Origin of the sequence: Thiofilum flexile DSM 14609, from assembly GCF_000380185.1 — a bacterium.
Classification (GTDB): domain Bacteria; phylum Pseudomonadota; class Gammaproteobacteria; order Thiotrichales; family Thiotrichaceae; genus Thiofilum; species Thiofilum flexile.
Window position 1 is genome coordinate 1 of record NZ_KB904788.1, and the last position, 12,949, is coordinate 12,949.

At 44.2% G+C, this 12,949-nt stretch carries 11 protein-coding genes; 2 read left to right on the plus strand and 9 right to left on the minus strand.

The features are described from left to right. The 8 genes from A3IK_RS19530 to A3IK_RS0113865 form a co-directional block, all read right to left on the minus strand. On the minus strand, positions 1 to 2,654 hold a 2,654-nt coding region (locus tag A3IK_RS19530; RefSeq protein WP_020560577.1), incomplete at its 3' end, for a hypothetical protein. 89 nt (positions 2,655 to 2,743) lie between these two features. After that, positions 2,744 to 3,322 carry a hypothetical protein gene (locus A3IK_RS0113835; RefSeq protein WP_020560578.1) on the minus strand — a complete coding sequence of 193 codons (579 nt, stop codon included), beginning with the start codon at positions 3,320 to 3,322 and terminating at the stop codon, positions 2,744 to 2,746. Positions 3,323 to 3,555: 233 nt separating this feature from the next. Then, entirely contained in the window at positions 3,556 to 5,064 is a 1,509-nt protein-coding gene (locus tag A3IK_RS0113840) for an AmpG family muropeptide MFS transporter (protein WP_020560579.1), read from the minus strand. 104 nt (positions 5,065 to 5,168) lie between these two features. Further along, a complete protein-coding gene (locus A3IK_RS0113845; RefSeq protein WP_026220979.1) occupies positions 5,169 to 5,936 on the minus strand; it encodes an exodeoxyribonuclease III in 768 nt (255 codons plus the stop codon). Between the two features lie 2 nt (positions 5,937 to 5,938). Beyond that, positions 5,939 to 6,871 carry an ornithine carbamoyltransferase gene (gene argF, locus A3IK_RS0113850; protein ID WP_020560581.1) on the minus strand — a complete coding sequence of 311 codons (933 nt, stop codon included), beginning with the start codon at positions 6,869 to 6,871 and terminating at the stop codon, positions 5,939 to 5,941. A 60-nt stretch (positions 6,872 to 6,931) separates the two neighbouring features. Then, positions 6,932 to 8,098, minus strand: a complete 1,167-nt coding sequence (locus tag A3IK_RS0113855; protein WP_020560582.1) for an aspartate aminotransferase family protein — start codon at positions 8,096 to 8,098, stop codon at positions 6,932 to 6,934. Positions 8,099 to 8,366: 268 nt separating this feature from the next. Next, a complete protein-coding gene (locus A3IK_RS0113860; RefSeq protein ID WP_020560583.1) occupies positions 8,367 to 8,954 on the minus strand; it encodes a superoxide dismutase in 588 nt (195 codons plus the stop codon). A gap of 131 nt (positions 8,955 to 9,085) precedes the next feature. Beyond that, positions 9,086 to 9,754 (minus strand): site-2 protease family protein, encoded by a 669-nt coding sequence (locus tag A3IK_RS0113865; RefSeq protein ID WP_020560584.1) that lies wholly within the window; start codon positions 9,752 to 9,754, stop codon positions 9,086 to 9,088. Between the two features lie 135 nt (positions 9,755 to 9,889). Here A3IK_RS0113865 and A3IK_RS0113870 point away from each other — a divergent pair, with 135 nt between their 5' ends. Beyond that, positions 9,890 to 11,665, plus strand: coding sequence for an N-acetylglutaminylglutamine amidotransferase (locus tag A3IK_RS0113870; RefSeq protein WP_020560585.1), 1,776 nt, complete (start codon positions 9,890 to 9,892; stop codon positions 11,663 to 11,665). A gap of 85 nt (positions 11,666 to 11,750) precedes the next feature. On the opposite strand, the gene A3IK_RS0113875 is transcribed toward A3IK_RS0113870, so the two are convergent. After that, positions 11,751 to 12,521 (minus strand): autoinducer binding domain-containing protein, encoded by a 771-nt coding sequence (locus A3IK_RS0113875; protein ID WP_020560586.1) that lies wholly within the window; start codon positions 12,519 to 12,521, stop codon positions 11,751 to 11,753. A 212-nt stretch (positions 12,522 to 12,733) separates the two neighbouring features. Here A3IK_RS0113875 and A3IK_RS19535 point away from each other — a divergent pair. Next, a partial coding sequence (locus A3IK_RS19535) for a transposase family protein (protein WP_020560587.1) occupies positions 12,734 to 12,949 on the plus strand: 216 nt, incomplete at its 3' end.

Here is a 12,949-nt window from a genome sequence, read left to right on the forward strand (position 1 = left end):
GGCACACCATCACCATCCGTATCTGGATTTAATGGATTAGAACCAATAGCCGTTTCATCTTTAGTCAGTACACCGTCTTGATCATCATCGGGATCAAGATAGTTAGGAATGCCATCTTTATCAGTATCATCATCGGCTGGAGTACCACCATTGTAGTTCTCGTCCTTGGTTAGAATACCGTCACCATCATCATCGGTATCTAAGATGTCTGGTGTACCATCACCATCCGTATCGGTTGGAGTAGATGGATTAGCACCCGCTTCCACACCATCAGGTACACCATCACCGTCGGTATCTGGATTTAAGGGGTCTGAACCTATCGCTTTTTCAACGGCATCCGGAATACCATCACCATCTGCGTCAGCAACTAAGTAATCGGGAATACCATCACCATTGGTATCAACCGCATCATCAGGATTACCGTCTTTATTAGGGTCAGGTTGTTCTAATGCAGTCGGTGTACCATCACCATCATCATCAGTATCTAAGTAGTCAGGGATACCATCACCATCGGTATCATCATCCTCTGGCGTACCACCATTATAATTTTCGTACTTAGTTAAAATACCGTCATTATCATCGTCGGTGTCTAAGACGTCTGGCATACCATCTTTATCGGTATCAATTGGGGCGGCTGGATTAGCGCCTACCTCAACACCATCAGGCACACCATCACCATCGGTATCTGGATTTAATGGGTTAGAACCAATAGTGGTTTCGTCTTTAGTTGGAACACCATCACCATCATCATCGGTATCGAGATAGTTAGGAATACCATCACCATCGGTATCATCATCGACTGGAGTACCACCATTGTAGTTCTCATCCTTAGTCAGAATACCGTCACCATCATCATCGGTATCTAAGATGTCTGGAGTACCATCGCCATCAGTATCCGTTGGAGTAGATGGATTAGCACCCGCTTCCACACCATCAGGAACACCATCACCGTCGCTATCTGGATTTAAGGGGTCTGAACCGATCGCTTTTTCAACGGCATCCGGTACACCATCATTATCAGAATCGGTATCTAAGTAATCTGCTGTACCATCTTTATCAGTATCAACTGCATCGGCTGGGCTACCATCCGCATTAGGATCGGGTTGCTCTGCAGTAGTCAGGATACCATCACCATCATCATCGGTATCTAAGTAGTCGGGAATACCATCTTTATCGGTATCATCATCTGCAGATGTACCATTATTGTAATTCTCGTACTTAGTTAAAACACCATCATTATCATCATCGGTATCGAGAACGTTTTTCGTACCATCGCCATCGGTATCAGTTGGGTTATTGATATCTGAACCAACCTCTACACCGTCAGGAACACTATCCCCATCGGTATCTGGATTTAAGGGGTCAGAACCAATAATAGTTGTCTCATCTTTTGATAAGAGACCGTCACCATCATCATCGGTATCTAAATAGTTAGGTTTACCATCACCATCGGTATCATCATCAACGGGCGTACCACCATTATAATTCTCGTCTTTGGTGAGCGTACCGTCGTTATCGTCATCGGTATCTAATGGATCAATAGTACCATCGCCATCCGTATCTTGAGGTGCAGCTACAGAACCAATTTCAGTACCGTCTGGAACACCATCACCATCAGAATCTGGGTTCAGCGGATTCATACCGAGTTTGGTTTCGTCTTTAGTCAGAACACCATCATTGTCATCATCGGTATCTAAATAGTCTGGCTTACCATCACCATCCGTATCATCATCGGCTGGTGTACCACCATTATAATTCTCATCTTTAGTGAGAATACCGTCATTATCATCATCGGTATCTAAATAGTCTGGAATACCATCGCCATCAGTATCATCATCTAGCGGAGTACCACCATTATAATTTTCATTAGCAGTCGGCACACCGTCATTATCATCATCGGTATCTAACGCATCGATAGTACCATCACCATCTGTATCTACCGGTGTAGCAGGATTAGGACCTACCTCAGTACCGTCAGGAATACCATCACCATCGGTATCTGGATTGTTAGGATCAGTTCCAATCGCTTTTTCTTGGGCGTTGGTTAAACCGTCTTTATCATCGTCTAGGCTATCGGTACAGTCTGCTAGGTTGTTACCATAGTTACCTAAGTAGTTATTATCACCAGAAGTACCCCAGCCTAAGTTGGTAAATTGGTTACCAGGGTTGGTTCCTGTAGAGTTATTCGGCACGTTAAATGGATCAGAATTCTCCATTAACATCACACCACCTGGCAAACAGGTTGCGGTATTGCCGAAATTAAACACCTCTTGCTCTTGGTTCGCTTGCCACGCAAAAGCTGTAGGTGACAGCGGGGTCATAGTGAAAGAAATATAGTCGTAGGCCGTGTCTTCCGTTGGCGCGTCAGAACGTGAGTTGGCAGACCAAATAATATTGGCGTTAGTACTCGTAACCCCTGTCACCACAAAGCGACTAGTTCCTGTAGCATGCGGAACTTTAATAGTGACCTGAGAAGTTAAGCTTAAGTCTGGCGCAGGCGTTGCATTAGGACGCATGTACACATGGTAACGACTATCAGCTGTACTCCAACGAATATCATATTCGATGGTCTGAGCAGCCCACGCACTATTGCCTAATAGCAAAGCGGCGGACGCACTCAAACCTAAGTAATGGCGTAATTTTGTTGGTTGCATTCTTTAAAGACTCTCTCGTATTTTTTATGATTATTCGCAAGTCAGATAAGATTGGAGATGAGGACCAACCTTATCTTGCTGAGACTTGGTTACTTGGTACAAGCAATCGCTGAACCATAATTACCTTTATAATTATTCTCGCCTACTCCCCCCCAACCTAGATTGGTGAACTGATTACCAGGGTTAGTATTTACTGAGTTATTGGTGACATTGAATGGATCATCCAATGGCATTAACTCAATACCATCAATACAACCTTTACTGGATTTAAAGGAGAAAATAAGCTTTTCTTCGCCTTCTTTCCATTGATAGTTGTGAGCACTGTTAGCACGTAAGCCTACAAACGAGAATGAAATATAATCGTAGTTAGCATTTTCAACAGGAGCATCGACACGTGATGCCTCGATCCAATCAGAGCCTTCTACTGTGCTAACAACATTGCCCATCACTTGGAATTGGGCTGCATGAGGTACACGTATGGTGACTTGGCCGGTTAAACTAATATCAGGTGTAGGCGTAGTGCTAGGGCGCATCACTACCTGATAGGTTTCATTATCGTCAGCCATCTTAATACTGTATTCTAATACTTGCTCAGCCATCGCAGTCGTTGACAGGATGCTTAATAAAGTACCCATACTTACAGCGCTCAGGAACTTGTTAATTTTCATTATTACCCCCAATGAAGAGTTTTAGATTTGTTCGTCTGACCTTATAAGTTTATCAAAACTATTTATAAAATAAAATGATTAACTAACTTGTAAAAAGTAATAAATAACAACTTATCCGATAATTTGAACTTCCAATCGCTTAACTACTAGACAAAGCACTATATACATAAGTTAATTATCTATCAACTGATTAATATTTGACCAATTCATGTGCTATACACCCAGATGCTGACTTAGGATTGTTTCAAGCCATTAATCGAAGATCGCAACCAGACAACTGCTAAAATACCCGGCACAGCCATCAGTGTAGAAAAAACAAAGAAGGCGGGCCATCCAATACTTTCAGAGAGCACCCCCGCTACCGGACTCACATAAATACGCCCTAGTGCGGCAAATGCGGACAGTAATGCATAATGGGTCGCGGTGAAGCGCTGATTACACAGGCTCATCAGTAGTACAGTGAAGGCAGCCGTCCCCATTCCCCCGGAAATATTCTCCAGTGCAATCACCATCATGAGTAAAAAATCGATCTGGCTACTTTCTTTAACAGTAATAATGATCCAGTCGAAAGCGGGTAAGGTGAAACTTCCCCAAGCCCCCTTGCCCAATACCGCTAAAACCCAAAACCCTAAGTTAGACACTAACTGTAAAATGCCAAAAATGAACAGTGCCTTAAATAAAGAGATGCGTAATAATAAGGCACCGGCTAATAATGCGCCAAAAATGGTTAGCCACATCCCAATAATCTTATTAACAATCCCCACTTCAGCCTGAGTGAACCCCATGCCTTTAATCAAAAAGGGAGTGGTCAGACTTCCTGCAAAGGCATCACCGAGCTTATAAAGTACAATCAAGATTAAAAATGCCACCGCACTCGACTGAGCAAAATAGCTATCTAGCGAGCGATTCAGGGTTTCAAACCCCACGCGGCGAGCCAAGTAATACCCCAATGGCAACGCCACCGCGAGTTGTGCGAGGATAAATAATAATTGCAGCCACTTATTAGCAGAGTTAGGATCTAGACCCAGAACGATGAGCACATAATGCGTGACATACCAGCCACTCACAAATCCGACTAGCATAGCCAGAAAGCCCTTTAACTCCTGCTTAGGCGAGGACGCTAAAGGCTTAAACTCAGAGGACAGACTAGGCAATAATAAGAAGGATAGAACAGCAGCACCTGCCATAATCATAGACATAGTGGTATACACTTGAGGCCAGCCGTAGGTTTGTGCCCAAATCAGCGCAACCCCCCCGGATAAAATCATCGCTAAGCGATAACCAAATACGGCTAAAGATCCGCCCATACCACGCTCATTTGGCTTTAAAACATCGGTACGATACGCGTCAATCACAACATCTTGCGAGGCTGACAAAAAGGCAATGGTGAGGGCTGCTATAGCAAATAAGGTTAAATTCTCTTTAGGGCTTAAATAAGCAATAGAAAACAAGGCCGCCGCTAAGAGTAACTGAGTAATCACCAACCATCCCTTACGACGACCTAATAAAGGCGGCTCGAAGCGATCCATGAGCGGTGCCCACAGAAACTTAAACGAATAAGGGACACCTACTAAGCCTAAAAAGCCTATTGTGGCAAGATCAATACCATCTACTGTGAGCCAAGCCTGCATCGCTTGTCCGGTCAACGCTAAAGGTAAGCCAGAGGTAAATCCTAGAAAAAGTACTGCCACTAGACGTAATATTGACGTCCAATCTATCCGTTGTATTGCAACCTCAGCCATATAGCCCCCTTATATTAGCCTACCTCTGATACTGCATGAGCCTCGATTATTTTAATGCTTAGCCGCTCATCTAATATCTATAACTCTATCACTGGTTAACTCAGCTAAGCATAACTAATTACCAGTGGAGCATGATCGGAGAAGCGCTCAGCTTTATAAATATAAGCATCATTGACCTGATCACTTAGCGCCTTGGATATAATCTGATAGTCAATGCGCCAACCTACATCGTTAGCCCACGCATTAGCCCGATACGACCACCAGGTATATTGATTCGCTTCTTGATTGACTAAGCGAAAAGCATCGACAAACCCTAACTCATCAAAGATTTTATCTAACCAAGCCCGCTCTTCGGGTAAAAATCCCGTGGTTTTTTGATTAGCCTTCCAATTTTTTAAATCGATAGGCTTATGAGCAATATTCCAATCGCCACATAGAATATAACGCCTGCCACTTTGCCCCATGCTGACTAAACACTGAGTAAAGTAATCCATACATTGATATTTAAACGCTTGGCGCTCCTCACCGGAAGAGCCAGATGGTAAATATAAGGACACAATACTCAGATCGCCAAACTGCGCCTCGATATAACGTCCTTCACGATCAAATATAGGATTATCCATGCCCGTGATTATTGCATCAGGCTCTTTACGACTATAAATCGCCACTCCACTATAGCCTTTTTTTTCAGCATCATGGTAATAGCAATGATAGCCTTCAGGATAAAACAGCGGATCAGATACTAACTGATGGGTTTGCGCTTTGGTTTCTTGAATACACACCACATCCAGATCGGCTGCTTGAATCCAGCTAAAAAAACCTTTGCTAGCCGCCGAGCGAATACCATTGGCATTAAAAGAAGCCACACGCAACATTAAGGCGCACTCAACACAGCAGGAAAACCACAGACTAATACTTCTAATAGAGCTTTTTGGGCATGCAAGCGATTTTCAGCCTCATCCCATACCACACTTTGTGGGCCATCAATCACTGAGGCTGCAACTTCATAACCCCGATAGGCTGGTAAACAGTGCATAAAGATCGCATCTTGATGTGCTAGAGCCATTAACTCGTCTGTGATTTGATAATCTGCAAAAGCAACTTCACGTGCTTTCTTTTCATGCTCTTGCCCCATGCTAGCCCAAGTATCTGTCACTACCACATCGACGTCTTTAATAGCCTCAGCCGGTGAACTGCAAACAGTTACAAATGCTTGATTACGCGCAATAATATCCGCTCTAGGCATATAACCTTGTGGGCAGGAAATATTCAAATGAAAATCAAAAATACGCGCTGCATCCATCCAAGAATGGCACATATTATTACCATCCCCAATCCATGCCGCTGTTTTACCTTGCGGGCTGCCGCGTTGCTCACGCCACGTCATTAAGTCCGCCAATAGCTGACAAGGATGATAATCGTCGGTGAGAGCATTAATCACAGGGACGCGTGAATGGGCGGCAAATAATTCCACTTTAGCCTGCTCAAAAGTACGAATCATAACCACATCGACCATGCGTGAGATCACCCGCGCAGAATCCTCTATTGGCTCACCCCGCCCTAACTGCGTATCTTGTGGGGCTAAAAACATGGCATGACCACCTAATTGCGTCATACCTGCCTCAAATGATACACGTGTCCGCGTGGAGGCTTTCTCGAAAATCATCGCAAGGGTTTTATGTTTTAAGGGCGTTGCGTAGTGACCGCGCTTAGTGGAGGCTTTCAGCCCGATGGCATGGGCAATGACATGATTTAGCTCAGCTAAAGAAAAATCATCAAGTGACAAAAAATGCCTTATAGATTCCATTTTGTACTTCCTCTCCAGCCCCTAAGCCCATTAGGGCTTAGATCGCTTAAGGGTAAAGCGTCATTTAAACGCTGTTACCAATCCCGTGACGGTTGTTATTATTTGGTCAGCTTGTGCCTTAGAAAGCACTAAAGGTGGCAACAGACGGATGACATTACCCGCTGTAACGTTAATCAATAAACCTTGCGCTAGCGCTTGTTTGACTAACTCACCACATTCACGCTCTAACTCAATGCCTAACATTAAACCTTTACCACGAATCGCTTTTACACCTTTCACTTCAGCCAATGAGGTTTTAAAGCCTGCTAGTAAATAGTCACCCATTTCAACGGCACGTTCTGCTAATTGCTCACGCTCCATGACCTCTAAAACGGTTAATGCAGCCCGACAAGCTAGTGGATTACCGCCAAAGGTAGAACCATGATTACCAGGGCCAAACAGTCCAGTTGCTTTACCCGCAACTAAACACGCCCCTATAGGCATACCATTACCTAAAGCCTTAGCCAAGGTCATCACATCAGGTTTAATACCACTATGCTGGAAAGCAAACCATTTACCCGTGCGGCATAAACCAGCTTGGATTTCATCCAACATCAATAACCAGCCACGCTCATCACATAACGCTCGTAGACGAGGTAAATAGTCTGCATCAGGAATACGAATACCGCCCTCACCTTGAATAGGCTCAACCAGTACTGCCACAATATTAGGATCATCAAGGGCAGCAACAGCATCTGCATTACCGTATTCAACCCGTATAAAACCCTGCACTAACGGTGCAAAACCCGCCTGTGCTTTAGGGTTTCCGGTTGCGGTTACGGTCGCTAGAGTACGACCATGAAAGGCATTGCTCATCACCACAATCGTTGGTAGTGCTACACCTTTTTGATTGCCATAGAAACGCGCTAATTTAATCGCGGCTTCATTGGCTTCTGCACCAGAGTTAGCAATAAAGACTTGCTCCATACCCGATAGGGCACATAGCTTTTCACCTAATGCGGCTTGATTGGGAATATTGTAGAGATTAGAGGTATGCACTAAGGTATGGGCTTGCTCGCAAATTGCCTCTGCCACTTCTCGTCGTGCATGCCCAATATTGCACACTGCAATACCTGCAAGCGCATCTAAATAGGATTTCCCCTCATTATCCCACAAGATAGCACCCTCGCCTTTAACAAAGGTAACGGGTAAACGAGCATAAGTCGGCATTAAAGCATTAGTTGTCACGGCAAACCTCCGTATGGCCTCCAGAAACAGCAAAGGCAGCCAAGCCTGGCTGCCTTGCAGTAAAGGAGCGATCCTACTGAAATCAAACAAGAATGTCAATCAGCAAAATAGTTCTTTGTCAAGGGGTTAGCAGGATAGAAGCACAAATTTAGCGACTCTAACCCCCTACTATGCACTAAAAAAGTGATGTTTAGCTTAAAAAAAAGCCAAAGTAATCGCTCTGGCTTTAAGTCTACTAACTATTAGTTATATAACAACCGATAAACACTTAGGCTGCATAGTTAGCAGAAGCAAAATCCCAGTTTGCTAGGCTGTTTAAGAAGGTTTCCACGAATTTAGGGCGGAGGTTACGATAGTCGATGTAATAGGCATGTTCCCATACATCAATCGTCAATAAGGCTTTATCGCCCGTGGTTAATGGAGTACCTGCTGCACCCATATTCACAATATCCACCGAACCGTCAGCTTTTTTCACTAACCACGTCCAACCTGAACCAAAGTTACCTACGGCTGAAGTTTGGAAAGCCTTTTTGAACTCGTCAAAAGAACCCCATTTTTTATTAATAGCATCCGCTAATGCACCTGTAGGCGCACCACCACCATTGGGTTTTAAGCAATTCCAAAAGAAAGTATGGTTCCAGACTTGAGCCGCATTGTTATAAACACCACCGACTGGTGCTGCTTTAACAATCTCTTCGAGTGTCATTTTTTCAAACTGAGTACCGGGAATCAGGTTATTGAGATTAGTCACATAGGCATTGTGATGCTTATCATGATGATATTCTAAGGTTTCAGCCGACATATGAGGGGCTAGTGCATCCTTAGCATAAGGCAATTCGGGTAAGGTAAACGCCATCGTAAATACTCCTTCAAGTACTAAAAACAAATCATTAAGATGAATGCAGCCTGTAAGATAGGCAATTCATGCGCTAGGTGCAATAAGTCTGTGTTTAAGTATTGGTTTAGTCGATAATTAGCACTCCTCTCTTAAAATGCTGATTTATCATCCTCTAAACGCGCCTGATCCACCCACTGCTGATAATCTTTATCACTGCTCAATAAGCTTTTAATGATCCCCATACCATCATTAGGTGTTTCGCCCTCATGAGTGATAATACCCAGTGGAATCAGATTCATAATCGCCCCCACTAATGCAGCATAAGCTAAGGCTTGTAGGGCTAATTTAAAATAATCGTCCTCAATCACAAAAAAGTCACTCCCTCCCAAAGCCAAGACAATCACTGCAAACAGCAATAACTCAATCCCAGGGCCTGCAAAGTAGATCAGCGCATGTTTCCAACGCGCTCCTGTGGTACTCAAGGGCGCTATTTGCACAAAACCCTCAATGGGTACACGCCTAACCTCTAACGGTGCGCCAAATAATTGTCCTTGATATAACACCTTACCAAACCCAATCACGGTACGCCCGACACGCCAACCCAGCACACGCGCCATGAGCGCATGCCCAAACTCATGCCAGAGTACTAAGGGCATCCACCACAGTACAAAAAATACCGCCGCTAATTTACGCGGCTCATAGTTACTTAATAATTCAACCGCTAACCCACCAAGAAAAACGAAACTCAAGGCATAAACAATCACGGTTTCGGTACGATCGGCAGGACGGATATCATGATGGCGTTGATCAATTCTCATAAGGATGCACTCCTCTACGCATTTTAGTATTAGGTCTACTCACACTTTAACCCTCCTCCCCTATACACCATTTGATTGTAAGCTAGAGAGCGCGTCATAATCTCTGGCATTTATGACTAACTGGCAATAATAATTATGTGCGGAATCAGTGGCGAATTACGCTTTGATGGTCAAGTACCTGACCTAAAACATATCAATGCGATGATGGAAAAGCTCGAAAAGCGTGGCCCCGATCATGCGGGTAGCTTTTCGGATGGTGCCTTAGCATTTGGTCATCGTCGCCTCTCCATTATTGATCTCTCTTATAAATCTAGTCAGCCCATGGTAGATGCTGAATTAGGCTTAGCCTTAGTCTTTAATGGCACGATTTATAACTACCCTGAACTCCGCGCTGAGCTACAAGCTAAGGGTTATCACTTCTTTTCCGATGGTGATACCGAAACCATTATTAAAGCCTATGCCGAGTGGGGCGAGGATGCACCTAAGCATTTGATCGGTATGTTTGCCTTTGCCATTTGGGACATGAAAGCGAAAAAGCTATTTTTAGCGCGTGACCGTATGGGGATTAAACCGCTCTACTATGCACAAGATGCTAAGACTTTCCGCTTTGCATCTAACACTCAAGCATTACTCGCCACACCGGATATTGATACTCAGCTAGATCCCCTCGCACTGCATAATCTCTTTTCCCTGCATGCTGTCGTACCCGCGCCACGTACTATTTTAAAAGGTGTGCGTAAAATGCCACCTGCTCATAGCCTCACCATTCACGCCGATGGTCGCCAAGAACTCAAACGTTATTGGAATCTAGTAGCAAAACGTCCGAGTGAAGCACGCTCAGAAGCCGAATGGATTGAAGCGATTCATGAAGCATTACGCGTAGCGGTACGGCGACGCAATAATATTGCAGATGTTCCAGTAGGCGTGCTGTTATCCGGTGGTTTAGATTCCAGCCTCTTAGTGGCACTCTTGGATGAGATTGGTATTCAAGATATTCGTACCTTTACCATTGGCTTTGACGATCAGCCCGAAGAAAAAGGAAGCGAATATGAATACTCCGATGCCGTCGTCGAGCGTTTTAAAACTAATCATCATAAATTCCATATCCCTAATGAGCAAACCCTAAAACGCTTACCCGAAGCGGTCGCTAATATGGCAGAGCCAATGTTTGGGCAAGATGCTATCGGCTTTTATCTCTTATCCGAACAAGTCTCGAAGCATGTTAAGGTAGTGCAATCGGGCCAAGGGGCCGATGAGGTATTTGGCGGTTATTTCTGGTATCCGCAAACGCATCACGATCAAAATCCTGATCGTTTACAACGTTTTGCCCCCTATTACTTTGACCGTGATCATAGTGAAATGGCTGAAATGCTGCAGTCACCGTTTCATACCCATGACTATACAGGTGAATTAGTACGCGAATTATTAGAAACCCCCTATGCTGATGAACATTTAGATGCGGTATTACGCGCGGATGTGACCACGTTTATTGTCGATGATCCTGTTAAACGGGTAGATAATATGACGATGGCTTGGGGCTTAGAAGCGCGTGTACCCTTTCTAGATCAGGAGTTAGTAGAACTAGCAGCACAAATGCCACCTGAACTCAAGTTGCGCGACGGGGGGAAATATGTATTGAAACAAATTGCCCGTGGACATGTACCCGATAGTGTTATTGATCGCCCTAAAGGCTATTTCCCTGTGCCGGCTTTGAAATTCGTGCGGGGTGAGTTTTTGGAGATGATGCGCGATGTTTTATATTCCACTAAAGCTAAAGAGCGGGGTATCTATAACTACGCTTATATAGATAAAGTCATTGCTAAACCAGAAGCTTACCTCACCCGTATTCAGGGCAGTAAACTATGGCACATGGCACTATTAGAGATGTGGCTACAGACAGCAGGTGTTTAGTATCCCGTATTAATGTGGGCTTTTACTTCTCACACGCCCCTAAAGCAACTCGATTATATTGTACTGATCGAGTTGCTCTAGCTGCTCAATCACTATTCAATAACTGCGTTAAGCCAAATAAATACATTAAACGATCATTATTAATCCCGCCTAAGCGAGTACGCATATCGCTCAATAAATTCATCGCATAACTAAAACTAATGCCCTCTGAGCCTATCGCCTTCATAGGTTTGCCGCTTGCCATATAACGCAATACTTTCAACTCTTTGGGGGTAAATTCAGTTAAAATAGGACTCACAAAAATATCTCTGTATTGATAGTTGGCATAGGCTATATCATGAAAGACACGAGTTAGTTGCGTCAGTGTTTCCAGATTTTCAGCCTTTAACGCTTGAAAGCGCGAATCCGTCTCGGAACTAATAATACTCGCACCCGCAATGCCAATGGGTAAATTTAAAGTTGGTATAGTAATCCCATTACGCATACCATAATCATAGCGGGCTACCTCTAGTACATGAGTTTCCTCAGCCGTCACACGCCCAGCACGAATACACTCATGCCAATCCATCGGAGCACGCTGACCACTGACATTGTAGCGAATAGTGAAATCCTGCTGATCAAAACGTTCAGCCGTATAATGCTCAATAAAGCTCTCTGGAAAATCAGAGGAATGAATAAAAGTCAGGGGAATATCAGCAAAACACTCACGATGTAGATGGCTATACAGGCTATAAGATGCCCCTTCAAAATTCAATTCGTGTACGTAGTTAACATAAACATCAAAGCGTTGCTGTAGTGAGTTAACCGACATCAGATCACTCACACAACGTCCCAACAATGCAGTATCTAAACTCATAATAATTCCTCACTAGAATCAAGTCCCTAGACGCTGAGACTTTCTCTATTCTAGCCCTCGCCTCGTACTCTAAATTTACTCTAAATTATTATGGATAATAAAGCATTATCTGCTAGAAGCTCATGTTAGCTAGATGACCAGCCAGGGCAATCGCTTGAACCCTGCTATATAAATAGAGGATAAGTAAGGCTTTTACTCCGAGAGCCGTCAAGATGCCAAACACTCCTCCTATCCCCCCTACCCAATGCCCACCTCCTGCCAATGCCGTAAGCCGTCTGATGGAACATCTGGCAAGCCTACGCGATCCGCGCCAACTCGCCAAAGTGATCTATCCGCTGCCCGAGATCCTATTACTGGGTCTAGCGGCCACCTTGGCAGGGGCAGATGATGGGGTAGAAATGGTGCGCTGGGGTCGACTACATCTAGAC

Coding starts and splice junctions, on each gene's coding strand:
- A3IK_RS0113835 (WP_020560578.1), bottom strand. CDS start 3,322: ATGAAAATTAACAAGTTCCTGAGCGCTGTAAGTATGGGTACTTTATTA.
- A3IK_RS0113860 (WP_020560583.1), bottom strand. CDS start 8,954: ATGGCGTTTACCTTACCCGAATTGCCTTATGCTAAGGATGCACTAGCC.
- argF (WP_020560581.1), bottom strand. CDS start 6,871: ATGGAATCTATAAGGCATTTTTTGTCACTTGATGATTTTTCTTTAGCT.
- A3IK_RS0113870 (WP_020560585.1), top strand. CDS start 9,890: ATGTGCGGAATCAGTGGCGAATTACGCTTTGATGGTCAAGTACCTGAC.
- A3IK_RS0113865 (WP_020560584.1), bottom strand. CDS start 9,754: ATGAGAATTGATCAACGCCATCATGATATCCGTCCTGCCGATCGTACC.
- A3IK_RS0113875 (WP_020560586.1), bottom strand. CDS start 12,521: ATGAGTTTAGATACTGCATTGTTGGGACGTTGTGTGAGTGATCTGATG.
- A3IK_RS0113840 (WP_020560579.1), bottom strand. CDS start 5,064: ATGGCTGAGGTTGCAATACAACGGATAGATTGGACGTCAATATTACGT.